The following is a 20,294-nucleotide window of genomic DNA, read 5'->3' on the forward strand; positions in this document are numbered from 1 at the left end:
TGGGATAGCGGCCTTACAACATAATTTGGATGCTAAAATCACACCATGAATCCACTTTACTCCAGCGCGGAGATACGCGCCATCGAACACGCCGCCGCCGCCGGGCTGCCCGACGGCGTGCTGATGCAGCGGGCCGGCCAGGCCGGCGCCAATGCCGCGCTGGATCTGCTGCCCTTCTCGACCTCCAAGGCCAAGGTCCTGATACTGGCGGGTCCCGGCAACAACGGCGGCGATGCGCTGGAGACCGCGGCCCACTTGGCCTACGCCGGCGCGCAGGTGACGATCCTGCACTTCCCGCCGCAATCGACACCGTCGGCCGAGCGCGCGGCGGCCATGCGGCGCGCCCAGACCAGCGACGCCCGCTTTGTCGATCTGGACCTGGCGATGGTGGCCGGCACCGAATGGACGCTGGTGGTGGACGGCCTGTTCGGCATCGGTCTGCAACGCCCGCTGGCCGGCGCGCTGCGCGACGTGGCGGAAGCGGTCAACGGCCTCAAATGCTCGGTGCTGGCGCTGGACCTGCCGAGTGGCCTCGATGCCGACACCGGCGCCATCGTCGGCCCGTACGGCGTGGCAATCCACGCCACCCACACCATCACCTTCATCGGCAACAAGCCCGGCCTGCACACCTGCGATGGCCGCGATTACGCGGGCCTGGTGGATGTCTCGCGCCTCGACATCGACGCCAGCCATTTCGCGCCGGCGCGGCTGCACCTGAACGACGTCAAGTTTTTCTCGCGCCATCTGCGGGCGCGGCGCCACAACACGCACAAAGGCAGCTACGGCAGCGTGGCGGTGATCGGCGGCGCGCGCGGCATGAGCGGCGCACCGCTGCTGGCCGCGCGCGCTGCGCTCAACAGCGGCGCGGGCCGCGTCTACGCGCTGTTCGCCGAAGACCCGCTGCCCTGCGACAGCGGCCAGCCGGAACTGATGTGCAGCCTCGCCGACGATTTCGACCTGGGCACGGCCACGCTGGTGATAGGCCCCGGCCTGGGCGCGTCAAGCCACGCCGCCGAACTGCTGGAACGCGCCGTCGCCAGCGGCGGTGCGCTGCTGGCCGACGCCGACGCGCTCAATCTGCTGGCCGCCAGTCCGGCGCTGCAAACCGCGCTGGCGCAGCGCCAAGCGTCCAGCATACTGACGCCGCATCCGCTGGAGGCGGCGCGCTTGCTGGGCTCCACCATCACCGACGTGCAGGCCGACCGCGTCGGTGCCGCCCGCAAGCTGGCGGCCAACTTGAATGCCTACGTGGTGCTCAAGGGTTCCGGCACCGTGATCGCCGCGCCGAATGGGGACGCCGTCGTCAACACCACCGGCAATCCGGCGCTGGCCACGGCCGGCACCGGCGACGTCCTGTCGGGTTTGTGCGGCGGCCTGCTGGCGCAAGGCTGGCCGCTGTGGGAGGCCGCGCTGGCCGGCGTCTGGCTGCACGGCATGGCGGCCGACGGGCTGGTCACCGAAGGCACCGGCCCGATCGGCCTGACCGCCGGCGAACTGATACCGGCGATCCGCGTGGCGCTGAACCGCATGGTCCAGCACCACGGCCGCTAGCCGGTCAAACCAGCCGTCCCGCCGCGATGGTGATGGTGCGGCCGCAGCGCGCCGCCATCGCCTGGTCGTGCGTGACCAGCACCAGCGTCGAGCCGTGCTGGCGATTCAGTTCGAACATCAGTTTGATGACCGCCTCGCCGGTGGCAGCATCCAGGCTGCCGGTCGGCTCGTCGGCGAACAACAGCGGCGGCTCTGTGACGAAGGCCCGCGCCAGCGCCACGCGCTGCTGCTCGCCGCCGGACAGGTATTTGGGATAGTGCTTCAGGCGGCTCGCCAGCCCCACCCGCTCCAGCATGCTCTCCGCCTTCTCGCGCGCATGCGTGGCGCCGCGCAGCTCCAGCGGCAGCATCACGTTTTCCAGCGCCGTCAGGTGCGCCAGCAGCTGGAACGACTGGAACACGAAACCCAGCTTTTCCTTGCGCAGCGCGGCGCGGCCATCCTCGTCCAGCGCGTAGATATCGACGCCGTCGAGCAGCACGCGGCCCGCGCTGGGCGTGTCCAGGCCGGCCAGCAGACCTAGCAAAGTCGACTTGCCCGAGCCGGAAGCGCCTACAATGGCGAGCGTCTCGGCTTTTTGCACGGTAAAATCCACCTCGTGCAGGATCGTCAGTTCGCCGCTGGCGTCGGCCACGCGCTTGGCCAGGCCACTGACGGCGATGGCCGGCTGCGCGCCGGACAGCGGCACAGCGGTGGCGCTGGACGCCAGGCCCGGTCCGTCCGGCATGAAATGGGAAGACGCTTTAGGAAAATCAGGCATGCTGAATGTGTTAAATGTTTTATACGGTTTATCAAGAAAACTGAGTGCTCAGGCTTTGGCCGCGCTGCTGCTGGCATCGGCCACGGCGAGCGCCTATTCTGCACCAAAAACCGTGCTGGTGCTCGGCGACAGCCTTTCCGCCGAATATGGCCTGGCGCGCGGCGCCGGCTGGGTGGCGCTGGCCGAGCAAAAACTCAAGAACCAGAAGATCGACGCCAACGTGGTCAACGCCAGCGTCAGCGGCGAAACCACCAGCGGCGGCCGCACGCGCTTGCCGGCGCTGCTGGCGAAGTACAAGCCGGCGCTGGTGGTGATCGAACTGGGCGCCAACGACGGCCTGCGCGGCCTGCCGGTGGCCGCCGCCGAGACCAATCTGCGCGCGATGGCCGATGCCGCCGCCAAGGCCGACGCCAAGGTCATGTTGATCGGCATGCGTATGCCGCCCAACTACGGGCGCGATTACGCCGACAAATTCTTCGCCATGTACGGCACCCTGAGCAAGGAGATCAAGGCGCCGCTGGTGCCGTTCATGCTCGACGGGATAGCCGACAAGCCGCAGCTGTTCCAGCCGGACCGCCTGCACCCGCTGGCCGAAGCCCATCCCACCATCCTGGCCAACATCTGGCCCGTTCTACAGAAAAGCATCAAGGCAAAATGAAGTATCCAGAAATCCTAGAATTCGACGACGCGCTCCCGCAACTGGACAAGTTCGACACCATCATCGACGTCCGCAGCCCCGCCGAATACGCGCTCGACCACCTGCCCGGCGCCATCAACGCGCCGGTGCTGGACGACGCGCAGCGCATCCAGGTCGGCACGATGTACAAGCAGGTCAACTCGTTCGAGGCCAAGAAGGTCGGCGCCGCGCTGGTGGCGAAGAATATCGCCGCCCACATCGAGACCCTGTGGCTGGACAAGCCGCGCGAGTGGCGGCCACTGATCTACTGCTGGCGCGGCGGCAATCGCAGCGGCTCGATGGCGCACATCCTGGCCAAGATAGGCTGGCCGGTGGCGCAGCTGGACGGCGGCTACAAGGCCTTCCGCGCCCACGTCAACGCGGCGCTGGAACAGCCGCCCGGGTTGAAGTTCAAGGTCATCTGCGGCACCACCGGCAGCGGCAAGAGCCGCTTGCTGGAGGTGCTGCACGCGAGCGGAGCGCAAGTGCTGGACCTCGAGCAGTTGGCCGCCCATCGCGGTTCGGTGCTGGGCAACCTGCCGAGCCAACCGCAGCCCGGCCAGAAGGCTTTCGAGACGGCGATCTGGAATACCCTGCGCCGCTTCGACCCCGCGCTGCCGGTGTTTGTGGAATCGGAGAGCAAGAAGGTCGGCAACCTGCGGGTGCCGACGGCGCTGATGGACGCCATGCGCGCCTCCGACTGCGTCGCACTGACGCTGTCGCGCACCAACCGCGTGCGCCTGCTGATGGAGGATTACGCGCATTTCACCGACAGTCCGGCTTCGCTCAACGAACAGCTGGAATTTCTGACGGCGCTGCACGGGCGCGAGAAGATCGGGCGCTGGCAAGCCATGGCGGTAAGCGGCGCGATGCCGGCCCTGGTAGAGGAGCTGCTGGCCGATCACTATGATCCGGCCTACCTGCGGTCGATCGACCGCAATTTCGTCAAGTATGGCCAGGCTTTGCCGCTGCAGCTGGAGGATATCGATGCCGCCGCCTTCCGGCACGCCGCGCTGAACCTGATGGCTGCGATGGCCTGATTCGGCGCCACCAGAAACATCATGCCCCGAGAGCCGGCTACCGGCTGTCGGGGCTTCTTTTTTACCCAGAGACGTTAGCGCTCCACGGCGCCGTCAACTTTTTTTGCGGCGGCGCCCGATGAAGGACAGGATGCCCAGGCCACCCAACATCATGATGTAGGTTTCCGGCTCTGGCACAGGATCGACGTTCAGTGTGCCGGAATAGCTGGCAGTGACGGTGTTGGCCATGCCGCTCACCGTCAGCACCAGCGGGCCGGAAACAGAGGTCGGATTCAGCCAGCCGGCTTCGAAGCCGCCGTTCGGCGTGAACGTCAAGGCATTGCCATTCAGGTCGGCCGAATAAAAGTCGATGTCATGGTTGACGCCCAGGCTCATGGTCTGCACCCAGACATTCAGCAAGCTCGACCCTACCGACGGGCTGAACGTGAAGACATCGGTGAAGGTACCGACCACCAAATGGTCCAACCCGAAGTGTGAGCTATAGCCGGTGGCTGGCGTACCAACCAACGCCACATTCACATTCTGGCTATCGCCGGCGGCATAACTTGTGATCGAGGTGGCCGCCAGCACAGTCCCGATTAAAAGAGATTTTAGTTTCATAATTTTCCCGAGAAAAAAAGTGGAAACCGAACGCGCCTGATGAGCTAGAGCGCCATTTGACGTTACACCCGCCAAATTTAGATGTCAATTAGTAATTCAAATTAAACAACTAACTAGCGATATCGAAGGCGGGGGGAGCGGAAGGGAAAAAGCTGGGAGGTGGCGCGGACGCGCCGCAATGGCGGGGAATGCTGGGCCGGGAAGCGCGGCGCGCTTCCCGGAAAATCGCTTACTTCACTTCTACAACTGTGGTTTTTGCGATGGGCTTGAGGATCTTGACCTTGGCCTTTTGTTTCAGCAGTTCGATGTAGTCGTACATCTCCTGCTGGGCCACGATGCTGTTGATCTGCTCGGCTTCCGATTTGCGGCGGGCCTCGTCCTGCACCGCAGGCTGCTGCACCTTGCCGATGCGGTAGACGCCATAGCCCATGCCGGGCACGTCCACGCCAACGTAGGCTGGCAGCTTGGCGGTGTCGGCCTTCATGATTTCCTGCATCGCCAGGCCGTTCACGCCCTCCGGCTTGGAACGCGACACCAGCTTGGCGGCGCCGAAGCCGGTGGCATCGCCGGACTTCTTGAACGCAGCCAGTTTCTCTGCGCCAGCCTTGGCGGCCAACTTGGCGGCCTCCTCCATCGTGACGCGCTGGCGGATCGCGGCGTCGACTTCAGCCAGTGGACGCTTGGTCGCAGGCTTGAACTCGACGATACGGCCGGCGACCAGGGTGCTCGGGGCGGTTTCGACGGCTTCAGTATTGCGCTTGCCGCTGATCGACTCGTTGGAGAACAGCGCGGCCAGAAACTTGGCGTTGTTGTACGGCGCCTGGCCGGCCATCGGCGACGGCGTGCGGGAGACGTTGGCGGCGGTTTCGATCTTCAGGCCCAGCTTGTCGGCGACCGGCTTCAGGCTGTCCGACTGCTCGTAGACGGTGTTGGTGAAGGCCTCAGCCATTTCCGAATACTTCTTGGCGGCCTTCTGCTTTTTCAGCGCCTCGGCCACCTCGGTCTTGACCGCGTCCAGCGGCTTGACGACAGCCGGCTTGAGCTCGGTCACGGTCAGGATGTGGAAGCCGAAGTCCGACTGCACCGGATCGCTGATCTCACCCTGCTTGAGTTTCATGACGGCGGCTTCAACCGAAGCGGCCGGCAGCGAACCCTTGCTGACGATGCCCAGATCGCCGCCCTGCTCGCCCGACACAGGATCGTCCGACTTGGCCTTGGCGACCTTGGCGAAATCGCCTGGATTCTTGCGCAGTTCGGCAACGATAGCGTCGGCCTTGGCCTTGGCGGCGGCCACCTCGGCGGCGCTGGCGCCCTTCTTCAGTGCGACCTGGATGTGTGCGGCGCGGCGGCTTTCCGGCGTGCTGAAAGCGGGCTGGTTGGCGGCGTAGTACGCGGCCACGTCGGCGTCGGTCACGGCCACCTGGCTCATGGCGGCGTCGCTGTTGAAGACCACATATTCGATCTTGGCCTGCTCCGGCACTTCGAAGAACTTGCTGTTCTTGTCGTAGAAAGCCTTGACCATGTCGTCGGTGATCTTCACTTGCGGCACGAAATCGGCGACCGGCAGCAGCAGTTCCTGCACCTCGCGCTCCTGCGCGCCGATGTCGGACAGGGCCTTGGCCACGGCGCGCGGCGCGAAGCCGGTGGATTGGATCGCGTTGCCCAACTGCTGCAAAGTCATGTCGCGGCGCATGCGCTGATCGAACATGGTCGGCGTCATGCCCTGCGCGGCCAGGATGGTCTTGTAGCGCTCCATATCGAACGCGCCTTCGCCGCCAAACTGTTCCTTGATGACTTTTTGCAGCTGGGCGTCGCTGACGCTCAGGTGTGCATGGTTCACCTCGGCAGCCACGGCGCGCTCCGCGACCAGCTGATCAAGGATGTTCTGCTTGAATTCCGGAGTGTCGAACATCTTCTGGTCGAACTGCGCGCCCAGGCGCTGGCGATAGCTGTCCAGCTGAGTGCGGACCGCGTTATCGAACTCTTGCTGGGTCAGCGGCTTGCCGTCGATTTTGGCGATCGTATTGGCGTCGTCGCCGAAGCTCTTGTAACTGCCGATACCAACGAAGGCGAACGACGGGACGATAATAATCGCCAGGAGTATCTGCATCAAACGTTGATGGGTACGAATAAATTCAAACATGGTCTGCCAATTCGGATTGAGTGGAACTTGCACATACAAGATTCCGGTTGCGGGATTTTACAGAGAGCCCCCCTCTATAGCAAGAGTAAATCCTTGGCAAAACAGTCACGCCGCCGGGCCGGACAACAAAACGGCCACCAGCGGGCGCGTGGTGCGGCGCAGCAGACGCAGGCGAGCCCGGTCGAACGATGCCATCAGAAAATATTAGTTTCCCAACGCGATAATGTCCGCGCACATGCCCATTAAAAACAAATGGGGTCAAGTCTGACATTCGGACACGAGCTCAACCGTAACGCATATATACGTTTGAGCTCGTGTCCGAATGTCAGACTTGACCCCAATTAAATACGGCGGAAAAAGAAAAACCCCGCAGCTAATAAATAGCTGCGGGGTATCTTGTTCTTGGCGGAGCGGACGGGACTCGAACCCGCGACCCCCGGCGTGACAGGCCGGTATTCTAACCAACTGAACTACCGCTCCTTGGTCTTACTCGATTTAGTATTTTGTTGGCGGAGCGGACGGGACTCGAACCCGCGACCCCCGGCGTGACAGGCCGGTATTCTAACCAACTGAACTACCGCTCCAACAAAACACTGGGTACTACCTACTGCTGCAAAACTGGTGGGCGGTGAGAGGCTCGAACTCCCGACCTAAGCCTTGTAAGGGCTCCGCTCTACCAACTGAGCTAACCGCCCGTTTTGCGTTTCGTGAGCAACTTTACCGCTTGCTGCTCACTGAAGTCCGTTAGTTTACAGCATCTTTCAAAGCTTTACCAGCTTTAAATTTAGGAACTTTAGCTGCGTCGATGATGATCTCTTCTTTGGTGCGCGGATTGCGGCCGGTACGGGCAGCGCGTTCGCTCACGGAGAAGGTGCCAAAGCCGACCAGGGTGACGCTGTCGTTCTTTTGCAGGGTGGTGGTTACACCGTCGATCACCGCGTCGAGTGCGCGTGCAGCAGCCGCTTTCGAGATATCAGCGGTAGTAGCAATATGGTCGATCAATTCAGTCTTATTCAAAGCAATTCCCCGTCACAAAGGTTATATCGTTTTAGCCGGTAGATAGCGGTATTTGAATACCGTTCTCCAGGCCGAGAAAAATCTCAGGCCGTATTAAACAAGCCAGCCCGCCCCTGTGTCAAGCGCTGCACCATAGAAAATCGGGGTGAAATAACAAACAGGCGCTATAAAAGCGCCTGTTTGTACATCCACCGTTACTAAACGCCAGTAAAAGTTAATGTTTTACCACTTCCGTTTGGCCGTCCACCTTGGCGGCCGCGGCTGCCACGGCTTCCACCGGGGCGGTCTCGGTCAACGCTTCCGGCATGCGTTCCAGCGCGATTTCCAGCACTTTGTCGATCCAACGCACCGGCACGATTTCCAGTTTGTTTTTGACGTTGTCCGGAATGTCGGCCAGGTCCTTGACGTTCTGCTCGGGGATCAGCACGGTCTTGATGCCGCCGCGCTGCGCCGCCAGCAGCTTCTCTTTGAGGCCGCCGATCGGCAACACTTCGCCGCGCAGCGTGATCTCGCCCGTCATCGCCACGTCGGCGCGGACCGGAATGCCCGTGAACACCGACACCATCGCCACCGTCATCGCCGCGCCGGCCGAAGGACCGTCCTTCGGCGTCGCGCCTTCCGGCACGTGGATGTGGATGTCGCTCTTCTCGAACACTTCGTTCTTGATGCCCAGGCGATTGGCGCGGCTGCGCACCACGGTGCGGGCTGCCTCGATCGATTCCTTCATCACGTCACCCAGCGTGCCGGTGCGGATCACTCCGCCCTTGCCCGGCATCTGCACGGCTTCGATGGTCAGCAGATCGCCGCCCACCTCGGTCCATGCCAGCCCCACGACCTGGCCGATCTGGTTTTCCTTCTCGGCCACGCCAAAGTCGTAGCGGCGCACGCCCAGGAACTTGTCCAGGTTCTTGCTGGTGACGGCGACCTTTTTCTCGGTCTTCTTCAGCAGCAGCATCTTCACGACTTTGCGGCAGATCTTGGACACTTCGCGTTCCAGCGAACGCACACCGGCTTCGCGGGTGTAGTAGCGGATGATGTCGCGCAGCGCCGACTCGGCCACCGAGATTTCCTCTTCCTTCAGACCGTTGTTCTTGATCTGTTTAGGCAGCAGGTAGCGCTGGGCGATGCTGGTCTTTTCGTCTTCCGTGTAACCGGACAAACGAATGACTTCCATGCGGTCCAGCAGTGCCGGCGGGATGTTGTACGAGTTCGACGTCGCCACGAACATCACGTCCGACAGATCGAAGTCCACCTCGATGTAGTGGTCCGAGAACGTATGGTTCTGTTCAGGGTCCAGCACCTCCAGCAGGGCCGACGACGGATCGCCGCGGAAGTCCGCGCCCATCTTGTCGATCTCGTCCAGCAGGAACAGCGGATTGCGCACGCCGACCTTGGCCAGCGACTGCAGCACCTTGCCCGGCATCGAGCCGATGTAGGTACGGCGGTGGCCGCGGATCTCGGCCTCGTCGCGCACGCCGCCCAGCGCCATGCGGACGAACTTGCGGTTCGTGGCGCGGGCGATGGACTGGCCCAGCGAGGTCTTACCCACGCCCGGAGGACCGACGAAGCACAGGATCGGCGCTTTCAGCTTGTCGACGCGTTGTTGCACCGCGAGGTATTCCAGGATGCGTTCCTTGACCTTGTCCAGGCCGTAGTGATCGCCTTCCAGCACTTTCTCGGCGTTCGACAGGTCGTTGTTGACCTTGGATTTTTTCTTCCATGGCAGGCTGACCAGCGTGTCGATGTAGTTGCGCACGACCGTGGCTTCGGCCGACATCGGCGACATCAGCTTGAGTTTCTTCAGTTCGGCGGTGGCCTTGTCCAATGCCTCTTTCGGCATCTTGGCCAGCGCGACTTTCTTCTCCAGCTCGTCCAGGTCGGCGCCGTCTTCGCCCTCGCCTAGTTCCTTCTGGATGGCTTTGACTTGCTCGTTCAGGTAGTACTCGCGCTGCGACTTTTCCATCTGGCGCTTGACGCGGCCACGGATGCGCTTCTCGACCTGCAGAATGTCGAGCTCTCCTTCCAGCTGGCCCAGCAGGTGCTCCAGGCGCTTGGCCACGCTGAAGATTTCCAGGATCACCTGTTTCTGCTCGAGCTTCAGCGGCAGGTGCGCGGCGACGGTGTCGGCCAGGCGGCCGGCGTCGTCGATGCCCGACAGCGAGGCGAGGATTTCAGGCGGGATTTTTTTGTTCAGCTTGACGTACTGGTCGAACTGCTGAACGATGGCGCGGCGCATCGCTTCGATCTCCGAATCGTCGCCCAGCTCGGAATCGAGCGGCGTCAGATCGGCGATGAAGTGCGTCGGCGCATCGGTGATGCGGTTGATGCGTGCGCGCTGAGCCCCCTCGACCAGCACCTTGACGGTGCCGTCGGGCAGTTTCAGCATCTGCAGAATATTGGCCACGCAGCCGATCTCGTAGATATCGGAAGCAGAAGGTTCGTCCTTGGCAGCGGCTTTTTGCGCGGCAAGCATGATGCTCTTGCCCTGCTCCATAGCGGCTTCCAGCGCCTTGATCGATTTTGGGCGCCCTACGAACAGCGGTATCACCATATGCGGGAAAACTACAACATCCCGCAGCGGCAATAACGGCAGTTGAGTTTGCTCAGTTAATTTGGAAGTTGTCATGGCGTACCTTATGTGAAAGCGTGATTATGATGTGGGCGCTGTTTTGCCGAATCACAAGACCGACCTGCAAGAAATAATTCCCTTTAAAAAGGTTAATTTCAAAGTAGCTAGTCATGTTCTAAAAAAACGCGTCAAATAAAAAAGCCACGCGTGACAAACGCTGCTGTCACGTGTGGCTTTCCGAATGAAGCCTGCATTCTTTTATTGATTTAAATTGTACCGCCTTGCCCCACGGATGCGAAATGAATTTTGCTGCTGAGTGGGGTTAGTGTGCACAAGTTATTTAATTCTCACCAGATGCCTTGGCCTGGTCTTGATAGATCAATAAAGGTTTGGCGCCGCTGGTGATCGTGTTTTCATCAATGACCACTTTCGTGACATTGGTTTCGTTCGGCAGCTCGTACATCGTATCGAGCAGCGCGTGTTCCAGGATCGAGCGCAGGCCGCGCGCGCCGGTCTTGCGGGCCAGGGCCTTCTTGGCGATGGCGTGCAAGGCGGCCGGACGGATTTCCAGCTCGGCGCCTTCCATGTCCAGCAGCTTGGCGTACTGTTTGACCAGTGCGTTCTTCGGCTCGACCAGGATCTGGATCAGCGCTTCCTCGGTCAGTTCCGACAGCGTGGCGACCACCGGCAGGCGGCCCACCAGCTCGGGAATCAGGCCGAACTTGATCAGGTCTTCCGGTTCCGCTTCCAGCAGCACGTCGCTGGCGCTGCGTTCCTTCTTGCTCTTCACGCTGGCCGAGAAACCGATGCCAGATTTTTCCGAACGGTTGGAAATCACCTTGGCCAGGCCGTCGAACGCGCCGCCGCAGATGAACATGATGTTGGTGGTGTCGATCTGCACGAAGTCCTGGTTGGGATGCTTGCGGCCGCCTTGCGGTGGCACCGACGCCATCGTGCCTTCGATCAGTTTCAGCAGCGCCTGCTGCACGCCCTCGCCCGACACGTCGCGGGTGATCGATGGATTGTCCGACTTGCGCGAGATCTTGTCGATCTCGTCGATGTACACGATGCCGCGTTGAGCTTTCTCAACATCGTAGTTGCAGCTTTGCAACAGTTTTTGGATGATATTCTCGACGTCCTCGCCCACATAGCCCGCTTCGGTCAGCGTGGTGGCGTCGGCGATGACGAATGGCACGTTCAGCATGCGGGCCAGGGTCTGGGCCAGCAGGGTCTTGCCCGAGCCGGTCGGACCGACCAGCAAGATGTTGCTCTTGGCCAGTTCGATGTCGTCTTTCTTGCCCAGGTGCTTGAGGCGCTTGTAGTGGTTGTACACCGCCACCGACAGGATGCGCTTGGCCGTTTGCTGGCCAATGACGTACTGGTCCAGCAAGTCCTTGATTTCATGCGGGGTCGGCAGGTCCGACTTGGCGCCCGTGACCGACTCGATGGCCGAGGTTTCATCGCGAATGATGTCATTGCACAAGTCGATGCACTCGTCGCAGATGAAGACCGATGGGCCGGCGATAAGTTTCTTTACCTCGTGCTGGCTCTTGCCGCAAAACGAGCAGTACAGTAATTTTTCGCCGCTGGAGGATTTTTTGTCTGACATGGGGCAGTTTTCTTTGGGTTACAGAATGGCGTTGCTGTTGCCAGGTAGCATAAGTGAAGTCTGGAAAAGTCCGCCGACGACTACATGCTACCCGAAATAAAAACGAAACGCCCGAACGATTAATCGCCCGGGCGTTCTTTTAGCAATGCTGCGAAGGAAGCATCAAGCCCGGTTGGACAACATTTTGTCGATCAAACCGTACTCTACCGCCTCTTCCGCCGACATGAAACGGTCACGATCCGTGTCTTTGGCGATCTGCTCCACGGTTTGACCCGTGCGTTCAGCCATGATCGAATTCAGACGGTGGCGCAGGTACAGGATTTCCTTGGCCTGGATTTCGATGTCCGAAGCCATGCCCTGCGAGCCGCCGGACGGCTGGTGAATCATGATGCGCGAGTTCGGCAGCGAGAAGCGCTTGCCCTTGGCGCCGGCGGCCAGCAGGAAGGCGCCCATGGAGGCGGCCATGCCGGTGCACAGCGTCGAGACGTCGGGCTTGATGAACTGCATCGTATCGAAGATCGCCAGACCGGCCGAGACCGAACCGCCTGGGGAGTTGATGTACAGCGAGATATCCTTGTCCGGATTCTCGCTTTCGAGGAACAGCAACTGGGCGACGATCAGGTTCGCCATCTGGTCGTTGACGGGGCCGACCATGAAGATCACACGCTCCTTCAGCAGGCGCGAGTAGATATCATAGGAGCGCTCGCCGCGGCCGCTCTGTTCGACCACCATCGGCACCAGGCCGAGCATTTCAGTGTCCAGCGCCGGATTACGGTTCATACCAGTCATTCCATTTCCTTGTGAAGCAGCTAGAGGCCGGAAGCTTTATATTACATCATCCGGCCCGTGCTGAATTACGCTTGTGCGTTGCTTCCCATCAGTTCGTCGAAGGCCACAACCTTGGACGACGTTTTCGACAGGCCCAGGACGTAGTTAACGACGTTTTCTTCCAATACAAGGGCTTCGACTTCGGCCAGGCGGCGACGGTCGCTGTAGTAGTACTTCAGCACTTCGCGCGGGTCTTCGTAGCTCTGGGCGAAGTCTTCGACTTGCGCTTTGACCTGCTCAGGCTGGGCTTGCAGCTTGTTCTCGCCGACCAGTTGCGACAGGATCAGGCCCAGGCGTACGCGACGCTCGGCTTTTTCCGCGAACAGTTCTGGTGGGAACGGGATGTCCTTGACGTTCATGCCGCGCTGAGCCATGTCTTGACGGGTCATTTCGGCCAGGCGCTCGGTGTCTTGGGCGATCAGGGCTTGTGGCACGTCCAGGGTCGCGGTTTTCACCAGCGCTTCCATCACGGCTTCCTTGTTGCGGGCTTTGACACGGCCGGCAACTTCGCGTTCCAGGTTGACTTTGATGTCTTCGCGCATTTTGGCGACGTCGCCATCGGCCACGCCCAGCGATTTCGCGAATTCAGCGTCGACTTCCGGCAGGTGCGCCCATTCCAGCTTCTTCAGGGTGATGGTGAACGAAGCGGTTTTGCCGGCTACGTCCTTGCCATGGTAGTCCTCTGGGAAGGCCAGTGGGAAGGTCTTGGCTTCGCCGACTTTCAGGCCGACGGTGGCGGCTTCGAATTCTGGCAGCATGCGGCCTTCGCCCAGCACGAAAGCGTAGTCTTCAGCTTTGCCGCCTGGGAACTCAACGCCGTCGATCGAACCGACGAAGTCCACGGTCACGCGGTCGCCGTTGGCTGCGACAGCTTCGCCGCCGTCGCCGTGTTCGCCAGCTTCACCCTTGGTGTGGAAGTGCACGCGCTGTTTGCGCAGGATTTCAATGGTTTTGTCGATTTCGGTTTCCGACACGTCGGCCTTGACGGTTTCGATTTCCACGGTCGACAGGTCGCCAACGACCACTTCCGGGTAGATTTCGAAGGTCGCGTCGAAGGTCAGGACGCCCGCTGGCGACTCTTCCTTAGGCTCGATGCGTGGGTAGCCCGCTACGCGCAGCTCGGCTGCGTTGGCGGCGTCGTTGAAGGCACGGCCAACTTTATCGTTCAGCACTTCGGTCTCGATCTGATAACCGTATTGTGCCGCGACCATTTTCAGAGGAACTTTACCCGGACGGAAGCCTGGTGCCTTAGCCGTTTTGGCTTGCACTTTCAGGCGCTTCTCAACTTCAGCGCGGACCTCGGTCAGCGGGAAGGAGATCGTGATACGACGTTCGAGTTTGCCTAAGGTTTCGACTGCAGTTGCCATGTAAAAATCGTCCAAAAAAATAGTAATACAGTTGGTGCGAGGAGGGGGACTCGAACCCCCACACCATTGCTGGCGTCAGGACCTAAACCTGGTGCGTCTACCAATTTCGCCATCCTCGCGGCATGTTTGCACAAAAGCAAAGGGCGACCCGTAAGTGAAAACGGTCGCCCTATTCCCGCTGGAGTCCGCAGGAGCTTTCAACTTCAACGCGGTATTCTAACGGGTTTTTCAGCGAAATGTGACGATTTTTAATATGTCGCCAACATTCCGCTGTTTTTTCCTTATTTCACCGGCTTTTTCACTCTAAACCATGCCGCATACAGTGCCGGCAGGAATAATAAAGTCAGCGCCGTGGCCAATATCAGGCCGCCCATAATCGCCACCGCCATCGGCCCCCAGAATACCGAGCGCGACAAGGGAATCATCGCCAGCGCCGCCGCCGCGGCCGTCAGGATGATCGGACGGCAGCGCCGCACCGCCGATTCGACGATCGCGGTCCACGGATCGTGGCCGGCCTTGATGTCCTGCTCGATCTGGTCGACCAAGATCACCGAGTTGCGGATGATCATGCCGAACAGCGCGATGATGCCCAGGTTGGCCACGAAGCCCAGCGGACGGCCCAGCACCAGCAGGGCCATCGCCGCCCCCGCCACGCCCAGCGGCCCGGTCAGGAACACCAGCAGCGCCCGCGAGAAGCTGTGCAGCTGCAGCATCAGCAAGGTGAAGATGATGAAGATCGCCAGCGGCAGGTTGGCCGCGATCGACGCCTCCGCCGAGCCGCTGTCGGCCGCCGCGCCCTTGACGGTGATGGCGTAGCCGGCCGGCAGGTTGTCGCGCAGCTGTTTGAGCTTGGGCTCGATCTGGCCGGACACGGTCGGCCCCTGGATGTTGTCGGCCACGTCGGACTGCACGGTGATCGCCCATTCGCGCCCTTCGCGCCACACCACGCCCGGCTCCCACACGAAGTGCGCCCGGGCCAGCTGGCTGATCGGCACGGACTTGCCGCTGGCGGTCGGCACGTTCGTATCGTTGAAGACCGAGATGGTGTTGCGCTCCTCGACAGGCTGGCGGATCTGGATGTCGATCAACTTGATGTCCTCGCGGAACTGGCCGATGGTGGTGCCGGACAGGATGGTGTTCGCGGCCCGCATCACGGTCTGCGAGGTCACGCCCAGCGCGCGCATCTTGTCCTGGTCCAGGTCGAGGCGCAGCACCTTGATCGATTCATTCCAGTTGTCGTTCACGCCCAGCGTGTTCGGATTGGCGCGCATGATGTCCTTCACCTGGTCGGCGATGGCGCGCACCTTGTCCACCTCGCCGCCGGTCACGCGGAACTGCACCGGATACGGCACCGGCGGCCCGTTCGGCAGCAGCTTGACGCGGCCACGCACTTCCGGGAAGTCGTGCTTGAAGATGTCGACGATCTTGTCGCGCAACGCGCCACGGGCGTGCAGGTCCTTCGGCAGCACGACGATCTGCGACACGTTAGTCTGCGGGAAGATCTGGTCCAGCGGCAGGTAGAAGCGCGGGCTGCCGGTGCCGACGTAACTGGTCACGCTGACCACGCCCTCCTGCTTGCGGATGAAGGCCTCGAACTTCTTCACCTGCGCCTCGTTGGCGGCGAAGGTCGTGCCTTCCGGCGTCCACATCTCGACCATCAGTTCAGGCCGGCTGGAATCCGGGAAGAACTGCTTCTCGATGAACTTGAAGCCGTACACGCCCAGCGCGAAGATCAGCAAGGTGGCCGCGATGGTGGTCTTGCGGTACTCGACGCACCAGTTGACCACAGCGCGGAACTTGCGGAAGCCCGGCGTGTCGAACAGGTCGTGTTCGTTGCCGCCCTCGGCGTGCGGCTTGACCTTCAGCAGCACGTAGCCGATGTAGGGCGTGAACACCACCGCCACCACCCACGAAATGACCAGCGCCAGCGCGTTGACCGAGAACAGCGAGAACGTGTACTCGCCGGCCGCCGACTTGGCCAGGCCGATCGGCAGGAAGCCCGCCACCGTGATCAGCGTGCCGGTCAGCATCGGGATCGCGGTCGAGGTGTAGGCGAAGGTGGCGGCGTCGAAGCGCGACATGCCCTCCTCCATCTTGCGCACCATCATTTCGACGGCGATGATGGCGTCGTCCACCAGCAGGCCCAGCGCGATGATCAGCGCGCCCAGCGAGATCTTGTGCAGGTCGATGTCGAGCATACGCATGCACAGGAAGGTCACCGACAGCACCAGCGGAATGGTCAGCGCCACCACTAGGCCGGGACGCACGTCCAGCCGCAGCTTGGGCTTGCTGTGCATGCCCAGCGCCACGAAGCTGACGGCCAGCACGATCAGCACGGCCTCGATCAGCGTATGCACGAACTCGCCCACCGAAGCCTTGACGGCCTCGGGCTGGTCCGACACGCGCTCGAGCTCGATGCCGACCGGCAGCTTGGCCTTCATCGCGGCGACGGTCTTCTCCATGCTCTTGCCGAGCTGGATGATGTTGCCGCCCTTTTCCATCGACACGCCCAGCCCAATCACTTCCTTGCCGTTGAAACGCATCTTGTTGCCCGGCGGGTCCTGGTACTGGCGCTTGATGGTGGCGAAGTCGCCCAGGCGGAAGGTGGTGCCGTTGGCGCGCAGCTCCAGGTCCTCCAGGTCCTTGACGGTCTTCAGGGCGCCGGTCACGCGCACCTGCAGGTTGTCGGTCGGCGTGACCAGCACGCCGGTCGCCTCCACCGCGTTCTGGGTGGCGATCTGGTTGGCGATGGCCTCGATCGGAATACCCAGCTGCGCGAACTTCTGGTGCGAGAACTCGATGTTGATCTTCTCATCCTGCACGCCGAACAGCTCGACCTTGGACACCAGCGGCACGCCCAGCAGCTGCTGGCGCACGAAGTCGGCGTAGTCCTTCATCTCGGCGTAGGTGAAGCCGTCGCCGGACAGCGCGAAGATGGAACCGTAGGTATCGCCGAACTCGTCGTTGAAGTACGGCCCCTGCACGCCCGGCGGCAGGGTGCCGCGCATGTCGCCGATCTTCTTGCGCACCTGGTACCAGGACTGCGCCACTTCCTTGGGCGGCGCCGATTCGCGCAGCTTGAGGATGATGGTGGTCTCGCCCGGCTTGGAGTAACTGCTGATCTCGTCGATGTCCGGCGTCTCCTGCAGCTTCTTCTCCAGCTTGTCGGTGACCTGCTCGGCCATCTGCAGCGAGGTCGCGCCCGGCCAGTTGGCCCGCACCACCATCGCGCGGAAGGTGAACGGCGGATCCTCGTCCTGGCCCAGGTTGGAATAGCTCAGCATGCCGCCGATCAGCAGCACGGCGATCAGGTAGCGCGTCAGCGGGATGTGTTCAAGCGCCCAGCGTGAAAGGTTGAAGCCCCCCTTCATTTGACGGTCTCCGCGACGGCAGGCGCCGCGATCGGCGCGGCCGGCAGGTCATTGCCGAGGATCTTGACCTTCTGGCCCGGCTTGAGCAGGTTGACGCCCGCGGTCACCACGGTCTGGCCGGGCTTGACGCCGCCGGCCAGCAGGATATCGTTGCCGGCCGGGCCGCCGATGGTCACCGGCACCAGCTTGACGGCGCCGCCCTCCACCACCCACACCGACGAGGCGGATTTTTCATAGTACAGCGCCGTCAGCGGCACCTTGATCTGCGGCTTGGCCGTCTTGGAGGCGAACTGCACCACGGCGGTCATGCCCAGCTTGGCTTCGGACAGCGAATCCGGGATCATCACCTTGACGGTGTAGGTGCGGGTCGACGGATCGGCCACCGGCGAGATCTCGCGGATCTTGCCCGCCACCACGTTGCCCGGGTCGGCCCACAGGCGCACCTGCACATCCGGCACGCGGCGCAGGGTGTCGACCTTGTCCTCCGGCAGGCCGATGACGATTTCCTTCTCGCCCTGCTTGGCCACGCGCACCACCGGCGTGCCCGGCTGCACCACCTGGCCGACCTCGGCGTCCACCGCCGTCACGACGCCGTCGACATCGGACACCAAGCTGGCGTAGCCGGCCTGGTTGGCCTGGCCGCGATAAGCCGCCTGCGAAGCGTCCACATTGGCTTGCGCGGCCTTGTAGGTGGAATCCTTGGCGTCCAGCACCGCCTGACTGACGAAGTTCTTGCTGCGCAGTTCCTGATACCGCTTGAGCTCGGCCTTGGCCAGGTCGCGGTTGGTTTCGGCGGCGCGCAGGCCGGCCAGCGCCTGGGCCTGCGACAGCTGCAAGTCCTGCGGATCGAGCTGCATCAGCACCTGGCCGTGCTTGACCAGCGTGCCGACATCGACCTTGCGGCTGACGATCTTGCCGCCGACGCGGAAGCCCAGCCGCGATTCGACGCGGGCGCGCACCTCGCCGGAAAACTCGGCGTTGACGTCGACGTCGCTGCTGGTGAGCACCATGGCGCGCACGGGGCGAATGTCTTCGGTTTTCTCGGCGGGCTTGGAGCAACCGGCCAGCGCGGCGGCGGCCAGCACGGTGATGAGAATGGGGGAAATCTGACGCTGTTTTTCAAAGGCGACCACGGTGTATTCCTTTAGCTTGCTCTGGAGTGTAGATGGCACTACTATTACGGCTCGGAAATTAATGACTTTCCGTTAATTTATTATATGCCGACCTCATCCGTTTGCAAATGACTTTCGCGTCATTAACTCTATATTTTGCTTTTGGGCCAGTTTTATGCCGGTAGATCACTACGAGAATTTCCCTGTTGCATCCATTTTGCTGCCGAGCCGCTTGCGGCCGGCGGTGGAAGCGATCTACGCCTTTGCCCGCAGCGCCGACGACCTGGCCGATGAAGGCGACGCCGCGCCCGAGCAGCGGCTCGCCGCGCTGAACGCCTATGAAGCCGCGCTGGCCCTGATCGAGGCCGGCGGCACCCCGCATGAGCCGATGTTCGAGCGGCTGGCGCAGGTGGTGCGCCAGTACGACTTACCGCTCAAGCCGCTGTACGAGCTGCTGTCGGCGTTCAAGCAGGATGTGCTGGTGAGCCGCTACGCCACCTACGATGCGCTGCTGGACTATTGCGCCCGCTCGGCCAATCCGGTCGGCTTCCTGATGCTGCACCTGTACGGCGAGGCCGACGAGGAAAACATCCGCGATTCCGACGCCATCTGCACCGCGCTACAGCTGATCAACTTCCTGCAAGATGTGGCGATCGACATCCATAAAGAGCGCATCTACATCCCATTGGAGGATTTGAGCCGCTACGCGATCTCGCCGGCGGCGCTCGACCACGCCAGCGCCCGCCCCCGCTGGCGCTCCATGATGAAGTTCGAGGTGGACCGCGCCCGCGCGCTGATGCTGAGCGGCGCGCCGCTGGCCTTGCGCCTGGATGGACGCATCGGTTTCGAGTTGCGCATGGTGGTGCAAGGCGGCCTGCGCATCCTGGACGCGATCGAGGCCGCCGAGTACGACGTTTTCCTGCACCGCCCCAAGCTCACCAGGCGCGACTGGCTGGGCATCTTCTGGTCGGCGGTCCGCATGAGGAAGCAGATGAAGGCGGTATTCAAGGCCGCTTGACGCGCTCCCGCCATCAAAAAATAGCCGAGCACGATTAGATCGTTTCCGCTGCACAATGTTCCTTCCCTATGCTACCTTCCCAGAAAATGGAGAGGTGGCATCATGATTACGGAAGATCGGTCGTCGCGGCCGGATTTGGAGACATCGAAAGTGGTGGAATTGGGCGTCAACCTGCTGCAAAGCCGTGGACGGGCATTCGCGTCGGAGTTCCTGGTCCGCAGGAATATCCCATTCAGCGTCATCGTGCGGGTGCTGTCCGATCCGCCCGGCCGTCGCCGCGCCGGCAGCCTACGGCGATAGCGCCGCGTTCGCCCCGTGCGGCGCCGGCGGCTTGAGCAGCGCATCGCGCAGCGCGGCCGCATCCGTCACCGATATCGCGGTATGACAATTGGCCCATTCATTCGAGATGCGCCACTCCTGATAGTCGCGCCCGCTGAGCTTGCGTTGTTGCTGCTCATTAAGCAAATGACAACGGTTCGCCACCTGCGCGGCCTCCTGCAGGTGCATTTCGTAATAAGTGGCGGATTTCATTGGTACATCGGCCGCGGCTGGCGCGCGGCCGCAGCCCCACAACAGCGGAATGAGCAAGATGGCGGCGGCTGACTGCTGATACATACGTGGCATCTCCAGGGAAAC

The 20,294-nt window shown here is 61.9% G+C and carries 16 protein-coding genes and 4 tRNA genes; 5 read left to right on the plus strand and 15 right to left on the minus strand.

Going from position 1 to position 20,294, the window contains the following annotated elements; translation table 11 throughout:
• Positions 1 to 45 precede the first annotated feature (45 nt).
• On the plus strand, positions 46 to 1,551 hold the full coding sequence (locus tag HUX88_RS18310; protein WP_176362694.1) for an NAD(P)H-hydrate dehydratase: 1,506 nt from the start codon (positions 46 to 48) through the stop codon (positions 1,549 to 1,551).
• A gap of 4 nt (positions 1,552 to 1,555) precedes the next feature.
• Here HUX88_RS18310 and HUX88_RS18315 read toward each other — a convergent pair whose 3' ends face one another.
• The gene (locus tag HUX88_RS18315; RefSeq protein WP_176362695.1) at positions 1,556 to 2,275 is read right to left on the minus strand and encodes an ABC transporter ATP-binding protein; all 720 of its coding nucleotides are present in this window, start codon (positions 2,273 to 2,275) and stop codon (positions 1,556 to 1,558) included.
• 31 nt (positions 2,276 to 2,306) lie between these two features.
• On the opposite strand from HUX88_RS18315, the gene HUX88_RS18320 reads away from it, so the two are divergent.
• Positions 2,307 to 2,966: an arylesterase gene (locus HUX88_RS18320; RefSeq protein ID WP_176362696.1), complete on the plus strand. Its 660-nt coding sequence runs from the start codon at positions 2,307 to 2,309 to the stop codon at positions 2,964 to 2,966.
• Positions 2,963 to 4,024, plus strand: a complete 1,062-nt coding sequence (gene mnmH / locus HUX88_RS18325) for a tRNA 2-selenouridine(34) synthase MnmH (protein WP_176362697.1) — start codon at positions 2,963 to 2,965, stop codon at positions 4,022 to 4,024. The genes HUX88_RS18320 and mnmH overlap by 4 nt, the downstream gene beginning before the upstream one ends.
• A gap of 93 nt (positions 4,025 to 4,117) precedes the next feature.
• Here mnmH and HUX88_RS18330 read toward each other — a convergent pair whose 3' ends face one another.
• The 13 genes from HUX88_RS18330 to HUX88_RS18390 form a co-directional block, all read right to left on the minus strand.
• Positions 4,118 to 4,624, minus strand: a complete 507-nt coding sequence (locus HUX88_RS18330) for an FxDxF family PEP-CTERM protein (RefSeq protein WP_176362698.1) — start codon at positions 4,622 to 4,624, stop codon at positions 4,118 to 4,120.
• A 229-nt stretch (positions 4,625 to 4,853) separates the two neighbouring features.
• Positions 4,854 to 6,767: a SurA N-terminal domain-containing protein gene (locus HUX88_RS18335; RefSeq protein WP_176362699.1), complete on the minus strand. Its 1,914-nt coding sequence runs from the start codon at positions 6,765 to 6,767 to the stop codon at positions 4,854 to 4,856.
• A gap of 403 nt (positions 6,768 to 7,170) precedes the next feature.
• Positions 7,171 to 7,247, minus strand: a tRNA-Asp gene (locus HUX88_RS18340).
• A gap of 27 nt (positions 7,248 to 7,274) precedes the next feature.
• Positions 7,275 to 7,351, minus strand: a tRNA-Asp gene (locus tag HUX88_RS18345).
• Between the two features lie 35 nt (positions 7,352 to 7,386).
• Positions 7,387 to 7,462: transfer RNA gene (locus tag HUX88_RS18350), tRNA-Val, on the minus strand.
• A gap of 49 nt (positions 7,463 to 7,511) precedes the next feature.
• Complete coding sequence (locus HUX88_RS18355) at positions 7,512 to 7,784, minus strand: HU family DNA-binding protein (protein ID WP_008448340.1); 273 nt, start codon at positions 7,782 to 7,784, stop codon at positions 7,512 to 7,514.
• 214 nt (positions 7,785 to 7,998) lie between these two features.
• On the minus strand, positions 7,999 to 10,410 hold the full coding sequence (gene lon, locus HUX88_RS18360) for an endopeptidase La (protein ID WP_117010517.1): 2,412 nt from the start codon (positions 10,408 to 10,410) through the stop codon (positions 7,999 to 8,001).
• Positions 10,411 to 10,693: 283 nt separating this feature from the next.
• Positions 10,694 to 11,962, minus strand: coding sequence for an ATP-dependent Clp protease ATP-binding subunit ClpX (gene clpX, locus HUX88_RS18365; protein ID WP_008448338.1), 1,269 nt, complete (start codon positions 11,960 to 11,962; stop codon positions 10,694 to 10,696).
• 162 nt (positions 11,963 to 12,124) lie between these two features.
• Positions 12,125 to 12,742: an ATP-dependent Clp endopeptidase proteolytic subunit ClpP gene (gene clpP, locus HUX88_RS18370; RefSeq protein ID WP_020703301.1), complete on the minus strand. Its 618-nt coding sequence runs from the start codon at positions 12,740 to 12,742 to the stop codon at positions 12,125 to 12,127.
• Positions 12,743 to 12,816: 74 nt separating this feature from the next.
• Entirely contained in the window at positions 12,817 to 14,157 is a 1,341-nt protein-coding gene (tig, locus tag HUX88_RS18375) for a trigger factor (RefSeq protein ID WP_117010619.1), read from the minus strand.
• 32 nt (positions 14,158 to 14,189) lie between these two features.
• Positions 14,190 to 14,276: transfer RNA gene (locus tag HUX88_RS18380), tRNA-Leu, on the minus strand.
• A 162-nt stretch (positions 14,277 to 14,438) separates the two neighbouring features.
• Positions 14,439 to 17,528 (minus strand): efflux RND transporter permease subunit, encoded by a 3,090-nt coding sequence (locus HUX88_RS18385; RefSeq protein WP_176362700.1) that lies wholly within the window; start codon positions 17,526 to 17,528, stop codon positions 14,439 to 14,441.
• Complete coding sequence (locus HUX88_RS18390; protein WP_229213543.1) at positions 17,525 to 18,661, minus strand: efflux RND transporter periplasmic adaptor subunit; 1,137 nt, start codon at positions 18,659 to 18,661, stop codon at positions 17,525 to 17,527. Before HUX88_RS18390 ends, HUX88_RS18385 begins: the two co-directional genes overlap by 4 nt.
• Before the next feature lie 154 nt (positions 18,662 to 18,815).
• On the opposite strand from HUX88_RS18390, the gene hpnC reads away from it, so the two are divergent.
• Together hpnC and HUX88_RS18400 are read left to right on the plus strand one after the other, a co-directional pair.
• Positions 18,816 to 19,658 (plus strand): squalene synthase HpnC, encoded by an 843-nt coding sequence (gene hpnC / locus HUX88_RS18395; RefSeq protein WP_176362701.1) that lies wholly within the window; start codon positions 18,816 to 18,818, stop codon positions 19,656 to 19,658.
• Between the two features lie 102 nt (positions 19,659 to 19,760).
• A complete protein-coding gene (locus HUX88_RS18400; RefSeq protein WP_117010513.1) occupies positions 19,761 to 19,958 on the plus strand; it encodes a hypothetical protein in 198 nt (65 codons plus the stop codon).
• Here the strand turns inward: HUX88_RS18400 and HUX88_RS18405 are convergent.
• The gene (locus HUX88_RS18405) at positions 19,947 to 20,246 is read right to left on the minus strand and encodes a hypothetical protein (protein WP_217916368.1); all 300 of its coding nucleotides are present in this window, start codon (positions 20,244 to 20,246) and stop codon (positions 19,947 to 19,949) included. The two genes, HUX88_RS18400 and HUX88_RS18405, sit on opposite strands and share 12 nt — an antisense overlap.
• Between the last annotated feature and the right edge of the window lie 48 nt (positions 20,247 to 20,294).

Source organism: Duganella sp. BJB1802, from assembly GCF_013369445.1.
In the GTDB taxonomy this organism is placed as follows: domain Bacteria; phylum Pseudomonadota; class Gammaproteobacteria; order Burkholderiales; family Burkholderiaceae_D; genus Rugamonas; species Rugamonas vulcania_A.